Raw genomic sequence first — 16,629 nt, forward strand, 5'->3', positions numbered from 1 at the left:
TAGGTGGTAAAATATCTAAGTTATTGTCGCCTAACCCACCCTACACTAAGTTGCTGGGGTTTTTTCCTGAGCTTGTTTTAATCTTTCTGCTGCTGTTTCCATGACTTCTGCAAAGTTTTCGAGAATTTCGCCGGGGTGCGCTTCGAGGATTTTTGTGGATAGGGAAATGCGATTTTTATATTCGTCAATTTCCGCGACTACCACTTTAATTGCTTGACCAACTTTAAAGAAAGTCATGGGAGAATTAAAAGAGGCTCCTGTCACCTGTTTAGCATGGAGTAATCCCGTCACTCCACCGCAATCGACAAAGACACCGTAGGGTTGTAATTTAACCACGGTGCCACTTAATAATTTACCCACAGCTAATTGACTGATAGCGTTAGCGCGAGCAATTTCTCGCTGAGATAAAACTAATTTATTATTTTCTTGATCGATTTGAATAAAAGTTGCGGTTAAAAGTTGTCCGATCAGGGAATCTAAATCATTTTTTTCGATTAAATGGGAGCGAGGGATAAATCCTTTTAATCCCTCCACCTCTCCCGTCACTCCCCCCTTATTCACCCCCGTGACGCGCAGCTGCACCGACTTGCCACTTTCAGAGATTTCCCTGACATTTTCCCAAGCTTTTTGTAGTAATAATTGCCGCAGAGACAGGGTAACTTGTCCTTCCGCGTCCTGTCCACGGGTAATCAGAAAATCGAATTCTGCACCTATGGGTAAAGCTTCAGCAATAGAAATAACATTTTCCAGGGAAATTTCCCTTAAAGGAATAAAAGCGGAGGATTTGCCGCCAATATCGATGAATGCTCCATCGGAGGTGTGTTGATCGACTCTCCCGCGCACGATCTGCCCTTTTTCAAATTGATAATCGTATTGATCAAGAGCTTTGGCAAAATCGTCCATGGAAAAGGCTGGGTTCGGTGTCATGATAAATAGAATGGTTACAAGTATAATTTCGATCTGCTTCCAGTGTAAGCTGAAGCTTGAGGGGTCAGACCATTAAGATTTAAGAAGGCTAAATAACTCTAGCACATGATCCCAGGCAGATTTGGCCGCATTAGCATTATAACTAGCCCTTTGGTCGCAGAAAAAGCCATGGTCGGCATTTTCATAGCGGAAAACTCGATGAGGAATTTGATAACGGATTAATGCGTTTTCTATCTCATCCACTTGCTTTTGAGGAATACTCGCATCTAACATCCCGAAAAATGCGTAGATTGTCCCTTTGATTTGGGGAGTCACCTTCACTGTCGCTTGACCACCCCCAGGGGTTCCCGTGGTGATTCCCGCACCGTAAAAAGAGGCACTAACTTTGATATCCTCTAGAGTGGAGACAAGATAAACCACATGACCACCAAAACAAAAACCGATCGTGCCGACACCGGTTTTTTTCACCTGTGGCAAACTATAAAGATAATCGATGGTGGCTTGGATATCGCTGATTAATTCGGCTGCTTTGGTTTGTTCTTTGTACTGACGACCGATTTCAATATCTTCCATACTGTACCCCGTTTCAAAACCAGGAGCGAATCGCTGATAAATGGCAGGAGCGATCGCTATATAGCCTTCTTGGGCAATTCTGCGGGTGACATCGCGAATATGGTCGTTTACGCCGAATATTTCCTGAATTACGATAATTGCTGGATAAATTCCCACCCGATCCGGAATGGCTAAATAGGCATCTATGTCAATATCTTTGTTAGGAATCGTAACAGTTTGCGTATTAATAGTCATAATTTTCTCGATGAAAAGGGTTTTAGGGTGTTAGGGTTGTAGGGTTGTAGGGTTGTAGGGTCTTAGGGTTGTAGGGTTTTAGTTGAAATTCCCCAATTCCCCATCTCCCCATCTCCCCATTTCTCCACTTCCCCATTCCCCCATTCCTCAAATTAAAACAAACTTTTCCAAGGCCGCAGCCACCCCATTTAAGTTTACACTGGGGGCAACCCAATCGGCTTGATCCTTAACGGCTTGGGGAGCATTACCCATGGCGACACCAACACCCGCATAGGTGAGCATAGAAACATCATTAAAATTATCACCGATCGCCATAACGTTTTGCGGTTGTAATCCTAGGATATCTTCGGCCAAAAATTGGGTGGCGCTTCCCTTGGTAGCCTCAACGTGGGTAACTTCAAAAAAAGTCGGACTCGATTGGGTAAAGTATAAATCTTGATTTTGATAGCGTTGCTGTAAATGATGCCAAATCTCGGCGATAAATTGCTTATCTTCCCCCATGGCCAGGATTTTAGTGGTTTTGTGGGCAACTTTGCGTAAATCTCCCACTGCTTCGGCAATAATACCCGATCGCTGCCGATAGAATTCGGTTTCCGCATTTAATTGCCGCACATAAAGCACATCGTCCATATAAAAATTAAGGGAGATTTTCTCCTTCCATTGGGGTTGTTCGAGATAATCTAAAAGATCGATCGCCAAGTCGGGGGAAATAGGGGTATGTCGATGGTGAACTTGGGAAACAGGATCTTGAATCCAAGCGCCATTGTAAGCAATTAAAGGTAAAGTCGATTTAAGGCGTTTATGAAAGCGTAAAGCCGAGCGGTACATCCTACCAGTGCCGATAGCGACGGGAATTCCCTTTTTTTGGACGGCCGAGACAGCTTGCACCACAGCCGGATTAACCTGATTGTTATCCCCGGCGATCGTTCCATCCACATCAACAACGATTAAGCGAATATCCACAGTCTTTTCCCATTCAACAGTCAACAGTTATTGACACTCTCGCCGTCAAGCTACGCTGTGACTGGAGATTCTTGCTTCTACTCCTCTTAACTAGACACAATCGGAAGACTATGCCCCCGTCAGACCGAATCCACAAGCGTTTTAGTTTAACGTCTACCGACTGCCCGGCGGCGGACGGATCTGAATTTTATTTGTGGGCTGTTTTGACCTTAGCCGTTAAGCTTCTATCCTGCTTGACCCGTCACCATTACATTTTCAAGGGCGATATTTGTTCCGAGGTACAAAGGAGCGGGAGGTTTCCGTGATCCCTTACGCGCTTTACCGCTTTCTGTATTCTAGCGAAATCCCTCGAAAATTGTCAAAGTATTGAAAGCTAGGATGGAAGGCATGGGATTAAATGCAACAGTCCGAACATTTGGATACACGAATAAAACAATATTAAATTGGGAAAAGAAATTATCAGCCTGACAAGAAACGTTAGTATTTAACTCTAGATAAAATGTCACCATAATTACCTCAAAAACTGCCCTAGTTAATTATTTTTAGCTAGTTGACTAACAAGCCATGCTCTTAAATTCTTTTCTGCCCTCACTTCATCCTCTTTAGCAGTGGCTAAAAATTCATAGAGTTTAGTTTTCGGAACTAGGGGAAAAGTCGGACTAAATTCTCCTTCCTGATAACCCCCCTTTTCTAACCGATAAATGCGCCATATTTGTCCATTAAAACGCCATAATTCCGGCACTCCCAAACGGGCATAAAGTGCTAATTTATTAATATCCGTGTGGGTTATATCCACTTCCACCACTAAATCTGGGGGCGGATCTTCAGTTAAATTAATCCTTTTTCCCAGCACTTTAGCTTGATTTTGAATATAGTAGGCATTATCGGGTTCTGCTCCTCGTTCTAAATCTTCCCTAGCTAGAGTTGTGGAACCCATACTTTTAATTTTTAAACCCAATTCGGACACCAAAAAATAGATAAAACGTCCGATTAATTCCCGATAAAACTCGTGTTCTTCTAGGGGCATAGTAATCTCTAAAGTGCCACGATCATAAAATAAATGGGCGCAATTATTTTCCCCTAGCGCCTGTAAAATTTGCTGATAGGATAACCAATTGAGATGATAAAAAGTAACCCGTCTTTCTGCCCAGATTTCGCTAGTATTTAACTCGAGAGGAACTGTCACCATAATTACCTCAACTGCCCTAGTTAATTATTTTTAGCTAGTTGACTAACAAGCCATGCTCTTAAATTCTTTTCTGCCCTCACTTCATCCTCTTTAGCAGTGGCTAAAAATTCATAGAGTTTAGTTTTCGGAACTAGGGGAAAAGTCGGACTAAATTCTCCTTCCTGATAACCCCCCTTTTCTAACCGATAAATGCGCCATATTTGTCCATTAAAACGCCATAATTCCGGCACTCCCAAACGGGCATAAAGTGCTAATTTATTAATATCCGTGTGGGTTATATCCACTTCCACCACTAAATCTGGGGGCGGATCTTCAGTTAAATTAATCCTTTTCCCCAGCACTTTAGCTTGATTTTGAATATAGTAGGCATTATCGGGTTCTGCTCCTCGTTCTAAATCTTCCCTAGCTAGAGTTGTGGAACCCATACTTTTAATTTTTAAACCCAATTCTACCACCAAAATCCGAATAAACAATCCGATTAATTCTCGATAAAACTCGTGTTCTTCTAGGGGCATAGTAATTTCTAAAGTGCCACGATCATAAAATAAATGGGCGCGATTATTTTCTCCTAGTGCCTGTAAAATTTGCTGATAGGATAACCAACTGAGATGATTAAAAACTACCCGTTTCTCACCCCTAATTTGCTCAGTATTTAACTCCAGAGGAACTGTCACCATAACTGCCCCGAAAAGCGAAATTTATGCCCAAAAAAGGGGGTTGACTCACCCCCTGATCATCTTATCAAACCAGTGCCGGAACCTGGGGCCAACGCCCGATCGCCTTACCAATGACCGCTAACTCCCGAGTTAATCGATCGAATCGGTCGGGGGTCAAGGATTGCGGCCCATCAGATAGGGCCTTTGCCGGGTTAGGATGTACCTCGATCATCAAGGAATCGGCCCCGGCTGCTAGGGAAGCCATGGCCATGGTCGGGACATATTCCCATTTACCCGTACCGTGGCTAGGATCGATCATGATCGGCAGGTGAGTTAAAGTTCTTAAAACGGGAATACAGGATAAATCTAGGGTATTGCGAGTATATTTACTGTCAAAGGTGCGGATACCGCGTTCGCAGAGAATAACATTGCTATTTCCTGCGGCGAGGATATATTCTGCCGCCATCAACCAATCTTCAATAGTGGCCGCCATGCCGCGCTTGAGTAGGACTGGTTTCGGTTGCGCTCCAACTTTTTTCAAGAGGGAAAAATTCTGCATATTGCGGGCTCCCACTTGCACCACGTCGGCTATTTCGACAATCTTAGGGAGATCCGCCGCGTCCATTACTTCCGTGATAATACCCAAACCACTGGCATCTCTAGCCGCCGCTAGTAATTCCAAAGCGCTTTCCCCGTGACCTTGGAAAGCATAGGGAGAAGTGCGGGGTTTGTAGGCACCCCCCCGGAGGAATTGCGCTCCGGCTGCCGCCACTCGTTTGGCAGTTTCCACGATCATGGCCTCATTTTCCACCGAACAGGGGCCGGCGACAATGCTAACGGGATGATTTCTGCCGATGGGGATAACACCGTTAGGAGTAGGGACTAAAACCTCGCTGTATTCCCCGTGACGGTATTCTAAACAGGCGCGTTTGAAGGGTTGTTCGACTCGCAGGACGGTTTCGATCCAAGGGCTTAATTCTTGGATTTGTAGGGGGTCTAATTCCCTGGTTTCTCCGACTAAACCGATGACAACTTTATGCTTACCGACGATTTTCTCGGGACTTAATCCCCATGCCTCGAATTCGGCACCGACGCGCTCGATTTCAATTTCCGGGGAACCAACTTTCATGACAACAATCATGGCATTAACCTTTTATTGTTTCCTTTAATCTCTATTGTTGACGATTTCTAGAGGTTATCTATTTTTCTTCCACTTCTTTTTTGCCGGACCGCCAGGCGGCGATCGTTCTGCCAAAATTAGCTTGAAATTCTTGCCATCCTAGCCAATCCCCCACCCGATCCTCATCCCAAGAAGCGGAGAAGATGCCATAACTCAGACCGATGAAACCTAGACCAAACAGGCTTAAACTGACGAGCATGGCGACGTAGGAAGGGATTTCGAGAAGATCGTGGCTAATAATCCAGTAGAAGCCAAAAAAGGAAGCTATCCCCAGTGCCGTCGGCAGGCCACAAAATACCGCCATCCGTTTGGCCATCCGTTGACTGACCACTTGCGGAATCGCCTTTAAGCTGGTTTCCTCGGAGCGATTTTTTAGGGGCGGTGGCACGGGACTAGGGGCAATTTTCGGGGTTTTTCGCTTATTTTGGCGCGGCTCAAAGGGGAGACGTTCTTTTTTCTCCGTCGATTTCGATTCAGAGGCCATGGTAGGGATGCAAAGGGGGTATGCTTAACGGCGAATTCCGAGACGACCAATCAGGGTTTGATAACGTTGTTGATCTTTCTTCTGGATATAGGTTAACAGTCCCCGACGACGACCGATCATCTGGAGTAATCCCCGACGGGAAGCATGGTCTTTCGGGTTAGCTTTCAGGTGTTCGGTCAGTTGGTTGATTCTCTCGGTTAAGAAAGCTACCTGTAACTCCGATGATCCTGTATCGGTTTCGTGGGCCTGATATTGGCTGATTAGTTCTTGTTTTTTGGTCTGGGTTAAGGCCATAGGACTCGTGATCTCTGCTTAAATACTGCAATCTATTATAGTATCACGTTTCTGGTCGATCCGTAAACATTGTTCGGGAGGCAGGGTGATAGGGTGATAGGGTGATAGGGTTTTGGGGTGATAGGGTGATGAGACAACTTCCCCACTTCCCCACTTCCCCACTTCCCCACTTCCCCACTTCCCCACTTCCCCACTTCCCCACTTCCCCACTTCCCCACACCCCATTGCCGCAAATCATGGCAAAATCTTAGACATAGCGTCTAACTTACCCTGAAGATTCCATGCTGTTAAAATCCACGACCCGTCATATTCGCATTTATACGGCTGAAGTAAAAAATAATCAATTAATCGAGAGTAACCATGTCTTGACTCTTGATGTGGATCCCGATAATGAATTTAATTGGGAAGAAGTGGCTCTCAATAAGGTTTATAGTAAGTTTGATGAATTGGTAGAGTCCTACAATGGGGAAGAACTGAGCGAATATAATCTCCGTCGCATCGGTTCAGATCTAGAACATTTTATCCGTTCTCTCCTGCAAAAAGGCGAAATTAGCTATAATCTCAATGCCAGAGTCCAGAACTATAGTATGGGTTTACCAAAATTAGGGTGAACAATTCCGCGTCAGTCCCCACCCGCACACCTAGAAGGGTGGGGAAGTTGCATCGCGGCTCTTCTGGTTTCTGTGTGGAAACGAGGTCTATACTGATAGAATATCCGCAAAATAGCCCTAAAAGTCTTGCCCGATAAGCATTTCACGATTCCATAAGCAAAAATTATCACACAAAGTCGAGAAGAGCCATTATACCAAATACAAAATGAATTACACAAGATTGGAGCAGCAAAGCAAGGAATCACAAATAGCTGAATTAGAGCTATTTATAAAAAGTGTAATGGATTCAAGAGAACTGAAACGAGCGCTCTTAGTAAAGATGTAGATGTCTCTCGAAGGTAAAACCTGTGAAGAAATCAGCAGAATACTCTGTGTCAAGCAATCTTTTATATATTACGGTCGAAATATATTTAAAATAAATAGAAGGAATTAGAATAGGATATAAAGGCTCGATCGGATATTTAACAGATGACCAGATAAATGAAGTGATCGGGTGGTTAAAAGCAAAGATTTATTGGAACATGGATGAATTAATCGATTATATCAGCCAACCTTATGCTGTTATTTACAAATCAAAACAAAGCTCTTATCATTTGTTTTTGCTGGCGAGTATAAGTGGTCAAAAATCTCAAAAAAGTCAGCCAAAATTTGAGCAAGAGTTAGTCGAAAATAAGAAGAAATAAATTCAGAAACTATTAGCTGAAAACAACGATGCAATATCCAGACTTCTTCTCCACTGAGTAACCAGACTTTATAGAGTTTGTCAGCGAAACGTTTTTTTGTCTTAAAGTCCAGAAAACGGGTTTCTCAAAGAAAACGGGTTTCTCAAAGAAAACGGGTTTCTCAATAGTTTCTTGAAGAAACCCGTTTTCTAGGTGACTTAATGCTTCTTTCCAGGGTTCATCATAATTGGCGGTTGTTGGGTTCATTTGAGTTGTCCGCTTACTCTTAGGTGTAAAGCGCGATAGCGTAACGCACCGATTTAATAATAGAGTTGGTGCGTTACGGCGGCTTGTTAATTTTGGTTTTTTGACGGAATTGATAGCCGCCTAACGCACCCTACGCCTTAGAAGGAGAGCTTAGACGCTTAGATAAAGAAATTACCCACTGGAATGTTCCCTAAAGCTGGTAAAGTACCAGTAAATCCGGTGATATTTAGGGTTTGCTGAAAAAGTAAAAAACAAAAACTCTCAAAAATCAGCCCGAATTTAAGATAAGTTTTTCTGTTGAGAAATCAGCTTTTTTATCATCTTTTCTAATCAAAGAGGGATGAATAAAGCTAAATTTAGATGTATAAAGAAATAGGGACAAAAAAAGACAGTTAACCTGTCTAAGCAGGTTAGAAAGATTGATGACTAAAAAAGTAATGGCAATGGAAGTTTCTGAAGTTTTATCAAGTTTTGTCATGATACAATCAAGACTATATCTTCTTTTTGCTTGACCAAATTTACCTTCAATTGCATTCCGAATTCCTTCATCCTCAAGAGCTTGTTTTTTAGTTTCTTTACTAATATTTTTAGGTGGTCTTCCTAGAGGAACTCCACTGATTCTAATTCCTCTTTCTTTACACCAAGCTAGATTTTTTCTAGTTCGATAAATTTTATCAACATGAACTGATTCTGGATAATATCCTGTGAATTCTTTATACTCTTCTACTTGCGCTTGTAAGTCCCCAGATTCATTAAAATTATCCCAACTTAAATGGTCTAAAAATACATAACTCTCAAAACAGCTTACTGAGATTTTTGCTCCAAATTCAACTGGTTTTCCTGCTTTTCCTCTAACGATAGGGCGGATGTGTGGTTGGGTTATACTCACAATTCTATCATCAATTCTCGATGATTTATTTTCCCACATCCACAATTGTTGACGATAAACTTCTGTCACCACTAACAACATTTTGTAGTTTCTTTTGCTGAGACTACTTAACTCTGATCCCCCCTCGATTAATTTCTCTATTTGAGATAGATTTCTTTTGATATATTGCAGTTGCTTCTTGATAGCTTCTCGTCTTTCTTTTTGAGAACAACGACGTTTTTTGGCTACTTTTAAATAATCTTTTCTCGCTCTTTTTCTATAAGTTCTTGGCTTTTTCTTCAGCTTGATTCTCAAACTTTGATAGAGACAATCTAGAATGTTTTCTGTTTTCTTTCTTGCTTGATTTAATATCCCTAAATCCTGGGGATAACTTAGATCAGCAGGTGCGCAACTTGCATCTAATATTAATTTTCCTTTATTTTTTATTTGACTCTCTTTTTCTTCTTCTTTTCTTTCACTTTTTTCTTCAATTTCCTTCTTTTTTCTCTCTCTCATCACCATTCTTTTATTAATTTTATTGATTAAATTCTTACTGATTCTTTTACGAAAATTAACGAACATTGTCGCATCAAATAGAGCTTCATTACTATAGGCTGACATCCCTAGAAAATACTGTAAATAGGGGTTTTCCTTGATTTGCTCTATGGTTTCCCTGTCGCTTGTTTTTAATTTTTCCTTAATAATTAATGCTCCTAATGCCATCCTAAATGGTTTGGCTGGCGCACCCATTTCTTCGTCAAAATTTTGGGCATATTCTTCTTCAAATTCTTCCCAGGGAATTAACTCTGCCATTATTATCCAGCGATTATCTGCTGATAATTTTCCCTCAAAAGGCAACTCAAAGTTTTCTGGGGCAATTGAAGACTCGTTCGTTTTTCGGTACATATGTTCTTGTCGGATAAGTGCAAGGGTATTTTAGCAATTTTAGCCGTTTTCTGTCCCTTTTTCTTGACTTTTTGGGAATTTAATATGGCTGTAATCCTTATATCATAAGTATTTCACAGTTATTCAGCAAACCCTATTTATTAATAAATCATTGCTGGATTGGAAGCCAGCCGTGCTATCATTAATAACGAGATAAGTTCCAGCTATTGCACCGGTTGTTACCTGCACTAAGGCGGCACTATTAACCCCTAATCCTTGATTACCTGTAATCGCTCCATTAGCATCAGTAAATACTTGATTGACTAAATTCTGTAAAGTGGTGACGGTGCTATTAGCAGCACGACTGAAACTACTAGGCGCATTCATGGCAGTTCCACCTTGAGTTAATAAGTCAATTTTATCACTATTGATGGCAAAATCTGTGATACGATCGCTTGTTGATATGGTAGATTGGCCAAATTGGAAGACGAAGGTATCTGCACCTAAACCACCGGTTAAAGTATCAATTCCCGCACGTCCATTGATTTGATTAATGCCACTATTTCCAGCGATTTTATTGTTACCGGCGTTACCTGTACCGTTAATATTATTACTGCCAATTAGTCTGAGATTTTCGACATTGTTGGGTAGGGTGCGAGTGAGAGTGCTTTGCCAAGTATCAGTAATGATAACTTCTCCTATTCCCCTTCGGGATTGATGGTAGCATTAACGGGATTTGACAGGGTTACTGTAAAAGCTTCATCAGGTTCATTGAGGTTATCATTGAGGATGGGAATGCTAATAGTAGCGGTGGCAGTATTAGGTGCAATGGTGATAGTTCCAGTTTTGCTAGTGTAATCTACATTAGCGGTAGCGTTAATGGGTGCGGTGGTATAGTTGAAGGTAATTGGTTGTGGATTGGGGTTATCAACTGTGACGGTGAGGATGGCATTATTATCTTTACCTTCCACTACGGTGATGTCATTAATGGAGAGTTGCGAAAAGTCGTCATTATTAATTGTTCCCGTGGCTGCGTTAGGAGTACCTACGGTATAACCTGTCCCCGCAGCGAGGGTTAAAATAACAGTTTCGTTACTTTCTACTATTGTGTCAGCAGTGGGGTCAACTGTTACGGTAGCAGTGGATGAACCAGCAGCAAAGGTGACTGTATTGTTAGTCCCTGTACGAGTGTAATCGGTATTGAGAGTAGCTGTTCCCCCGATGGTGTAATTGACGGTTAAAGGATTAGTTGTTACTCCGCTACGAGTGAAGGTATAAACCAGATTTGTTGTCCCGTCTTCGGTAACACTTGCGGGAGAAACTGCAAGGGTAATACTGGGAAGAGTCGGACTAGCAACATAGCTAAAATAACTAGCAGTTAGACTTAATGCTGTTTGATTATTGATAACCGCAATCAGTTCATCTGGTTCGCTGCCTGGTTTGTTGATGTAGAGATTAGTATTAGAACCATCAACCGATAACAGATAGTTACTACTTGAACCTCGTAGTTGAATAATATCATCAGTGGTGTTAAAGTCGGCAATTGTCGCGTAGTCGTTATCACCGGGAAGGGTGCTATTACCGTCATCATAGAAGGTCTTTGTCGTATCTGCAAGAATAAAGCGATCGTTTCCTGTTCCTCCTTCTAAAGTATCTCGTTCTCCTGTACCGCTATTGGTTCCTTGTAGCGTGTCATTGTCATCTTGTCCATAAAGGTTATCATTACCTGAACCACCAGTTAATACATCATTACCTTCTCCTCCTTGTAAAATCACATAAGTAGTTGCAGAAGCATTGATATTATCGTTACCAATTCCCCCTTGAAAATCTAATTCTTCAACTTCCTTGATTGTCCCTCCTGTGGAGAATGTACCTGCATTAATATCTGTGTAGGTCAGACTAATCCCTAAATCACCAGAGCCAAAAGTTAGCCTGTCTGTTCCTATTCCACCGATATATTGATCTTGTTGAATATATTCTCGTTCCCAATAATAATGTCCAAAATTATCATTTCCTATACCGCCATTAAGAGTGTCATTCCCTTCGCCTCCATAGAGTTGGTCATTTCCTGAACCTCCACTAAGACTATCATTACCAACCTGACCATTCAGTTCATCATTACCTGAACCACCAGTTAATACATCATTACCTTCTCCTCCTTTTAAAATCACATAAGTAGTTGCAGAAGCATTGATATTATCGTTACCAATTCCCCCTTGAAAATCTAATTCTTCAACTTCCTTGATTGTCCCTCCTGTGGAGAATGTACCCGCATTAATATCTGTGTAGGTCAGACTAATCCCTAAATCACCAGAGCCAAAAGTTAGCCTGTCTGTTCCTATTCCACCGATATATTGATCTTGTTGAATATATGGCTCTTCTGGTTTCTGTGTGGAAACGAGGTCTATACCGATAGTTTCTTCCGCAAAATAGTCCTAAAAGTTTTGCCCAATAAGCACTTCAGGGTTCCATAAGCAAAAATTATCACACAAAGTCGAGAAGAGCCAATATATTCTCGTTCCCAATAATAATGTCCAAAATTATCATTTCCTATACCGCCATTAAGAGTGTCATTCCCTTCGCCTCCATAGAGTTGGTCATTTCCTGAACCTCCACTAAGATTGTCATTACCAACTTGACCATTGAGTTCATCATTACCTGAACCACCAGTTAATACATCATTTCCTTCTCCTCCTTTTAAAATCACATAAGTAGTTGCAGAAGCATTGATATTATCGTTACCAATTCCCCCTTGAAAATCTAATTCTTCAACTTCCTTGATTGTTCCTCCTGTGGAGAATGTACCTGCATTAATATCAGTGTAAGTAAGACTAATTCCTAAGTCACCAGAGGCAAAAGTTAATCTGTCTGTTCCTGTTCCACCGATATATTGATCTTGTTCAATATATTCTCGTTCATCCCACCAACTTCCAAAATTATCATTTCCTGTACCGCCATTAAGAGTGTCATTTCCTACACCTCCATATAGATTATCATTTCCTGAACCTCCACTTAGGTTGTCATTACCTGCCAACCCATAAATGTTATCATCCCCAGAAGTTCCCGTAATATTATCATTACCATTAGTACCCGTTAAATTCGCCTGTTCTACTTGAATACTTTCCCCATTGACTATAATTGTTGTCTGGTCATTCTCTCCTCGTAAAGCGTCTAAGGTTGCCACATCCAGACTATTTCCTTGAACCAACTCCGCAAAAATTGCCCCCTCATCTCCGGCGCTATCCACCTGATTAACTTGAGCATCCACATAATGCCCAATTTCTTCTAAAATTACATTAACTATCGCTGCTGAGGAAGCCGTATTCAAAAAAGATGCTGATAGATAAATCTTATTGGTACTACTGGAATATGCACCATTCGCCGTCCCCAAAACCTCACCACTAAGTACCTCAATTGGGGGAATTTGACTAAAATTTCGGCTTTGCCACTGTTGTCGTAATTGCGTCGCCTTAACCACATCATAACTTGTGCCAAAAGCGGTTTCTAAATTCGCCCAAAAACCATCAGATTGAGCGAAACTGAACAAAACATCATACACAGAAGGAAGGAGGGGCAAAAGAGGGGTAGTCATGACAGTAACAGCAAAAGTTTATTGCTAACAGTTTTAGCTCAACAAGCGCAAATTTCTCAAGACCCCTGTAACAGAAATTAACATTTATTACAAGAAAACGGGTTTCTAAATAGTTTCTCAAAGAAACCCGTTTTCTCGATAATAGGCTAACTGCTGTTTTATTCACGATAATCCTATTATGCCTAAGATCTACCGTCTTGCCCAAGGTCATTTAAACCTATTGGAAACCTGTCCACCGAGATTTCAAAAAGTCTATCTAGAGGAACTTAACACACCAGCTGACCCTGGGCAATTGCAGCGGCAAGAATGGGGCAGTCAGTTTCACCTATTATTACAGCAGCGGGAATTAGGGCTGCCGATCGCGCCTCTATTACGGGAAAATGAACAGTTAGAACATTGTTTAACGGCCCTATTAAAAGCTGCCCCGGCAATTGCCCAAAATCCGGGAGAAACCAATCGAGAAGCGGAACATTGTCGCAGTTTAACTGTGGGTAATTATTTATTAACGGTTATCTATGATTTAATTTTATTAGAGAGCGATCGAGCGGTAATTTTTGACTGGAAAACCTACTTAAAACCGATCGATGCCGACAAACTAGCCAAAAATTGGCAGACGAGACTTTATCTGTATGTTTTGGGAGAAACTTCTGCTTATCCTCTTGATAGTTTATCGATGACCTATTGGTTTGTGCAGTTACCCCGCAGCCCCGAACAAATTACTTTTAACTATAATCGGAAACTACACCAACAGACAGGGCGAGATTTGCGCCGTTTATTGAAGGATCTCGATCGCTATCTATCAGCATACGAAAATGATTTAGTTGATTTTCCCCATCGTCCCGATTGTCAGCTTCATTGTCCCTATTATCTTAGACAAGAGCGATCGGGCCCAATAGACTTACCCTCGATCGAGGATATCCCTGAAATCAATCCTTTTGTCTAAATCAGTGATCAGTGATCAGTGATCAGTGATCACTGATCACTGATCACTGATCACTGACAATTCTCCTTCTGCGCTGCGTTAACCATAGTCGATAATAATAAAAGACAGATCGATCGCTTGCGCTCATGACCGGCAACCACTACCAAACCTTAGAAATCAGCCATAAATCGACCCCTGACGAGATTAAACGGGCCTATCGGCGTTTAGCCAGACAATTCCATCCCGATAGTCAAAACGATAGTGCCAGTCACGATAAAATCGTCGCTATTAACGCCGCCTACGAGATTTTAAGCGATCCGAGGCTAAGAAAGGACTACGATAACCAAATAATCGCCAATTCTCCCCGCGCCCAACGCACTGCCACCGCCCAAGCAAATTACCATCGTTACAAAGAAGCGGTCCAGGAAGACGAAGCCCTAGTCAAACAGTGGTATAACCAGACCTATAGCCCGATTAATCGCCTGATCGGTCAAATTATCCGACCTCTCAAAGGTCAGATCGATCACCTATCCGCCGATCCCTTCGATGATCAGTTGATGGCTGTTTTTCAAGACTATCTAGAAACCTGTCGCCAAAATCTCGATCGAGCTAAAACCCTCTTTTGCCAACGGCCTAACCCTGCCAAAATGGCCAAAGTGGCCGCTTCTCTTTACTACTGTCTCAATCATCTCACTGACGGACTAGAAGAATTAGAAACCTTTACCCTTAACTACGATGATCGCTCTCTCCACACCGGTCAAGAAATGTTTCGCATGGCCCAGCGTTTACAGGTGGAAGCTAAACAGATAGCCAGTCAGTGCCAAAATTAAATCTCTGGTAAAAATCAAAAATTGTTGTTAGGGTTAGGAGCCAGTAGTCAGTAGTCAGGAGAATTAAGAATGAATAATAATCAATTAAATGGTCTATTTACAGATTTTAGGCAATTTAATCATTATTTTTGCCTTTTTTGAACCATGAAAAATTAATTATGCCAGAGCTTGATTAAATCTCTAGCCATGGGCAAAAAAAAAGACGAAAATAGATCAAGACCAGATTTACCCAATCCCTAGCTTAACCCCGATGAGAGACAAACAATCAGAAATTACCAATATATCCACCCCTAGAGATTCTGATCTTTATTCCTTGCCTCCGGCCGTCCAACGAGCTGCTAATATCCTTTTACGTCAGGGAAGAATCGGTTTTTGGACGCAGATTGTCCTGGGCGTAATTTCGGGGGTTTTATTACTGATTGCTACCGCTAGTTTATTAGGGACGAGACAACGCACTTCTGGCATTGAAATCGGTGTTTTGTGTGCTATTGGTGGGGCTTGTTTCTTGGTGGTTGCCATTTTCTTTTCTTCTCGTTACATGAAAATTGCCCGTCAAATGTTGAGAGGTGATCAAGATAGTCGCCCGAAAAAATCCGATACTATTCAGTTAATCCGTCAGGGTTTAATCGCTAATATTATCGGGATGTTTTTAACTATTTTGGGAGCGCAAGCCTTGGCGGGAATTGTCTTAATTAAATCCCTCAATGTTCCCCAAGGTACTTTTAATGTTGCCTCTAACCCCAGTCAGTTTGTTAATTCTGTTGACCTGTTAATTGTGCAGGCCAATACTAATACAATTCTCGCTCACTTTACTGGTATTGTTACTTCTTTGTGGCTTCTTAACCGTATTACTTCTAAATAAATATGGCCATGCAACGCACCCGTTTAAGTACGCTGGCTAATGTCACCAGCAGTCGATTTAATCGCTTTTTTGGTAATCCTTGGCGACGGATTTCCCTACAGATAATTTGTGTTTTATTTGGAGTTTTTTCTGGGCAAGCAATTGTCACCACTGCTGGTCAAACTGCTCAATGGGATGTCACGGCTGCTGGTTTATTGCTGCTGTTTACGGAGGCGATTAGCCGGATTGTTTACCGAAAAAGTTCTCAGGCTAAACCTGCACCGATTCTGCGAGAATCTTTCAATTTACTCAAAATTGGTATCACCTATAGTTTATTTCTAGAAGCCTTTAAAATTGGCTCTTAAATAGGGTTGGCTGAAAATGTTTCTTGGTGGGGTGAGGATTCAGGAGCCAGTCGGGGAAAGTGGAAACCTTGCCCTTAAGTGCCGACCGGCAGCGAGCGATCGTAGCCAGACTAGACAGAACAAGTGTATTAGTTAAGCTGCCCAACGATACCCTTACTCCATGGCGCTTCTCAGGAAAATAAGGATTTCAGACGTTCATCGAAAATTTGGGTCTGAAACCCCGTCGTTCTACGACGGCTTTACTGTTAAATATGAGCATCGTTTACGAAATATATGCTAGAATGTG

General features: G+C 41.8%; 18 protein-coding genes and 1 pseudogene. 7 read left to right on the plus strand and 12 right to left on the minus strand.

Annotation, left to right across the window (positions count from 1 at the left end; genetic code table 11):
- Positions 1 to 45: 45 nt before the first annotated feature.
- From VL20_RS04745 to VL20_RS04785, 9 genes are all read right to left on the minus strand, one after another.
- Complete coding sequence (locus tag VL20_RS04745; RefSeq protein WP_052278385.1) at positions 46 to 903, minus strand: S1 RNA-binding domain-containing protein; 858 nt, start codon at positions 901 to 903, stop codon at positions 46 to 48.
- 96 nt (positions 904 to 999) lie between these two features.
- Positions 1,000 to 1,734, minus strand: coding sequence for a dienelactone hydrolase family protein (locus VL20_RS04750; protein ID WP_052275761.1), 735 nt, complete (start codon positions 1,732 to 1,734; stop codon positions 1,000 to 1,002).
- A gap of 147 nt (positions 1,735 to 1,881) precedes the next feature.
- The gene (locus tag VL20_RS04755) at positions 1,882 to 2,697 is read right to left on the minus strand and encodes a Cof-type HAD-IIB family hydrolase (RefSeq protein WP_052275762.1); all 816 of its coding nucleotides are present in this window, start codon (positions 2,695 to 2,697) and stop codon (positions 1,882 to 1,884) included.
- 532 nt (positions 2,698 to 3,229) lie between these two features.
- Positions 3,230 to 3,886, minus strand: a complete 657-nt coding sequence (locus VL20_RS04760) for a Uma2 family endonuclease (protein ID WP_052275763.1) — start codon at positions 3,884 to 3,886, stop codon at positions 3,230 to 3,232.
- 20 nt (positions 3,887 to 3,906) lie between these two features.
- On the minus strand, positions 3,907 to 4,563 hold the full coding sequence (locus VL20_RS04765; RefSeq protein ID WP_052275764.1) for a Uma2 family endonuclease: 657 nt from the start codon (positions 4,561 to 4,563) through the stop codon (positions 3,907 to 3,909).
- A 64-nt stretch (positions 4,564 to 4,627) separates the two neighbouring features.
- On the minus strand, positions 4,628 to 5,683 hold the full coding sequence (aroF, locus tag VL20_RS04770) for a 3-deoxy-7-phosphoheptulonate synthase (protein WP_002768581.1): 1,056 nt from the start codon (positions 5,681 to 5,683) through the stop codon (positions 4,628 to 4,630).
- Positions 5,684 to 5,741: 58 nt separating this feature from the next.
- Positions 5,742 to 6,206: a PAM68 family protein gene (locus tag VL20_RS04775; protein ID WP_002763019.1), complete on the minus strand. Its 465-nt coding sequence runs from the start codon at positions 6,204 to 6,206 to the stop codon at positions 5,742 to 5,744.
- Between the two features lie 24 nt (positions 6,207 to 6,230).
- Complete coding sequence (gene rpsO / locus VL20_RS04780) at positions 6,231 to 6,500, minus strand: 30S ribosomal protein S15 (protein ID WP_002738807.1); 270 nt, start codon at positions 6,498 to 6,500, stop codon at positions 6,231 to 6,233.
- A 43-nt stretch (positions 6,501 to 6,543) separates the two neighbouring features.
- Positions 6,544 to 6,738 carry a hypothetical protein gene (locus tag VL20_RS04785; RefSeq protein WP_052275765.1) on the minus strand — a complete coding sequence of 65 codons (195 nt, stop codon included), beginning with the start codon at positions 6,736 to 6,738 and terminating at the stop codon, positions 6,544 to 6,546.
- Between the two features lie 43 nt (positions 6,739 to 6,781).
- Between VL20_RS04785 and VL20_RS04790 the strand changes: the two genes are divergently transcribed.
- Together VL20_RS04790 and VL20_RS31445 are read left to right on the plus strand one after the other, a co-directional pair.
- On the plus strand, positions 6,782 to 7,111 hold the full coding sequence (locus VL20_RS04790; RefSeq protein WP_002768583.1) for an NAD(P)H-quinone oxidoreductase subunit M: 330 nt from the start codon (positions 6,782 to 6,784) through the stop codon (positions 7,109 to 7,111).
- A 521-nt stretch (positions 7,112 to 7,632) separates the two neighbouring features.
- Positions 7,633 to 7,794 (plus strand): hypothetical protein, encoded by a 162-nt coding sequence (locus VL20_RS31445; RefSeq protein ID WP_155119788.1) that lies wholly within the window; start codon positions 7,633 to 7,635, stop codon positions 7,792 to 7,794.
- Positions 7,795 to 7,806: 12 nt separating this feature from the next.
- On the opposite strand, the gene VL20_RS04795 is transcribed toward VL20_RS31445, so the two are convergent.
- The 3 genes and pseudogenes from VL20_RS04795 to VL20_RS33590 form a co-directional block, all read right to left on the minus strand.
- On the minus strand, positions 7,807 to 8,040 hold the full coding sequence (locus VL20_RS04795) for a hypothetical protein (protein WP_002763025.1): 234 nt from the start codon (positions 8,038 to 8,040) through the stop codon (positions 7,807 to 7,809).
- Between the two features lie 268 nt (positions 8,041 to 8,308).
- A complete protein-coding gene (locus VL20_RS04800; RefSeq protein WP_052275229.1) occupies positions 8,309 to 9,814 on the minus strand; it encodes an IS5 family transposase in 1,506 nt (501 codons plus the stop codon).
- A gap of 135 nt (positions 9,815 to 9,949) precedes the next feature.
- Positions 9,950 to 13,385: pseudogene (locus VL20_RS33590) on the minus strand (beta strand repeat-containing protein); the annotation flags it as partial.
- A gap of 178 nt (positions 13,386 to 13,563) precedes the next feature.
- On the opposite strand from VL20_RS33590, the gene VL20_RS04820 reads away from it, so the two are divergent.
- From VL20_RS04820 to VL20_RS32270, 5 genes are all read left to right on the plus strand, one after another.
- Positions 13,564 to 14,328 carry a PD-(D/E)XK nuclease family protein gene (locus VL20_RS04820; protein WP_052275769.1) on the plus strand — a complete coding sequence of 255 codons (765 nt, stop codon included), beginning with the start codon at positions 13,564 to 13,566 and terminating at the stop codon, positions 14,326 to 14,328.
- A 125-nt stretch (positions 14,329 to 14,453) separates the two neighbouring features.
- On the plus strand, positions 14,454 to 15,137 hold the full coding sequence (locus VL20_RS04825) for a J domain-containing protein (protein WP_052275770.1): 684 nt from the start codon (positions 14,454 to 14,456) through the stop codon (positions 15,135 to 15,137).
- A 250-nt stretch (positions 15,138 to 15,387) separates the two neighbouring features.
- Positions 15,388 to 15,999 carry a DUF3611 family protein gene (locus VL20_RS04830; protein ID WP_002768594.1) on the plus strand — a complete coding sequence of 204 codons (612 nt, stop codon included), beginning with the start codon at positions 15,388 to 15,390 and terminating at the stop codon, positions 15,997 to 15,999.
- A gap of 2 nt (positions 16,000 to 16,001) precedes the next feature.
- Complete coding sequence (locus tag VL20_RS04835) at positions 16,002 to 16,343, plus strand: DUF565 domain-containing protein (RefSeq protein WP_002768596.1); 342 nt, start codon at positions 16,002 to 16,004, stop codon at positions 16,341 to 16,343.
- 59 nt (positions 16,344 to 16,402) lie between these two features.
- Entirely contained in the window at positions 16,403 to 16,525 is a 123-nt protein-coding gene (locus tag VL20_RS32270) for a hypothetical protein (protein WP_284526005.1), read from the plus strand.
- The last annotated feature ends 104 nt before the right edge of the window (positions 16,526 to 16,629 follow it).

Origin of the sequence: Microcystis panniformis FACHB-1757, from assembly GCF_001264245.1 — a bacterium.
Lineage (GTDB): Bacteria > Cyanobacteriota > Cyanobacteriia > Cyanobacteriales > Microcystaceae > Microcystis > Microcystis panniformis.

Bases quoted from the DNA above. Each gene is read 5' to 3' on its own strand.
- VL20_RS04785 (WP_052275765.1), bottom strand. From the start codon at position 6,738: ATGATTTGCGGCAATGGGGTGTGGGGAAGTGGGGAAGTGGGGAAGTGG.
- VL20_RS04820 (WP_052275769.1), top strand. From the start codon at position 13,564: ATGCCTAAGATCTACCGTCTTGCCCAAGGTCATTTAAACCTATTGGAA.
- VL20_RS04775 (WP_002763019.1), bottom strand. From the start codon at position 6,206: ATGGCCTCTGAATCGAAATCGACGGAGAAAAAAGAACGTCTCCCCTTT.
- aroF (WP_002768581.1), bottom strand. From the start codon at position 5,683: ATGATTGTTGTCATGAAAGTTGGTTCCCCGGAAATTGAAATCGAGCGC.
- VL20_RS04760 (WP_052275763.1), bottom strand. From the start codon at position 3,886: ATGGTGACAGTTCCTCTCGAGTTAAATACTAGCGAAATCTGGGCAGAA.
- VL20_RS04825 (WP_052275770.1), top strand. From the start codon at position 14,454: ATGACCGGCAACCACTACCAAACCTTAGAAATCAGCCATAAATCGACC.
- VL20_RS04790 (WP_002768583.1), top strand. From the start codon at position 6,782: ATGCTGTTAAAATCCACGACCCGTCATATTCGCATTTATACGGCTGAA.
- VL20_RS04835 (WP_002768596.1), top strand. From the start codon at position 16,002: ATGGCCATGCAACGCACCCGTTTAAGTACGCTGGCTAATGTCACCAGC.
- VL20_RS31445 (WP_155119788.1), top strand. From the start codon at position 7,633: ATGGATGAATTAATCGATTATATCAGCCAACCTTATGCTGTTATTTAC.
- VL20_RS04765 (WP_052275764.1), bottom strand. From the start codon at position 4,563: ATGGTGACAGTTCCTCTGGAGTTAAATACTGAGCAAATTAGGGGTGAG.
- VL20_RS04800 (WP_052275229.1), bottom strand. From the start codon at position 9,814: ATGTACCGAAAAACGAACGAGTCTTCAATTGCCCCAGAAAACTTTGAG.
- VL20_RS04795 (WP_002763025.1), bottom strand. From the start codon at position 8,040: ATGAACCCAACAACCGCCAATTATGATGAACCCTGGAAAGAAGCATTA.
- VL20_RS04750 (WP_052275761.1), bottom strand. From the start codon at position 1,734: ATGACTATTAATACGCAAACTGTTACGATTCCTAACAAAGATATTGAC.
- VL20_RS04745 (WP_052278385.1), bottom strand. From the start codon at position 903: ATGGACGATTTTGCCAAAGCTCTTGATCAATACGATTATCAATTTGAA.
- VL20_RS04830 (WP_002768594.1), top strand. From the start codon at position 15,388: ATGAGAGACAAACAATCAGAAATTACCAATATATCCACCCCTAGAGAT.
- rpsO (WP_002738807.1), bottom strand. From the start codon at position 6,500: ATGGCCTTAACCCAGACCAAAAAACAAGAACTAATCAGCCAATATCAG.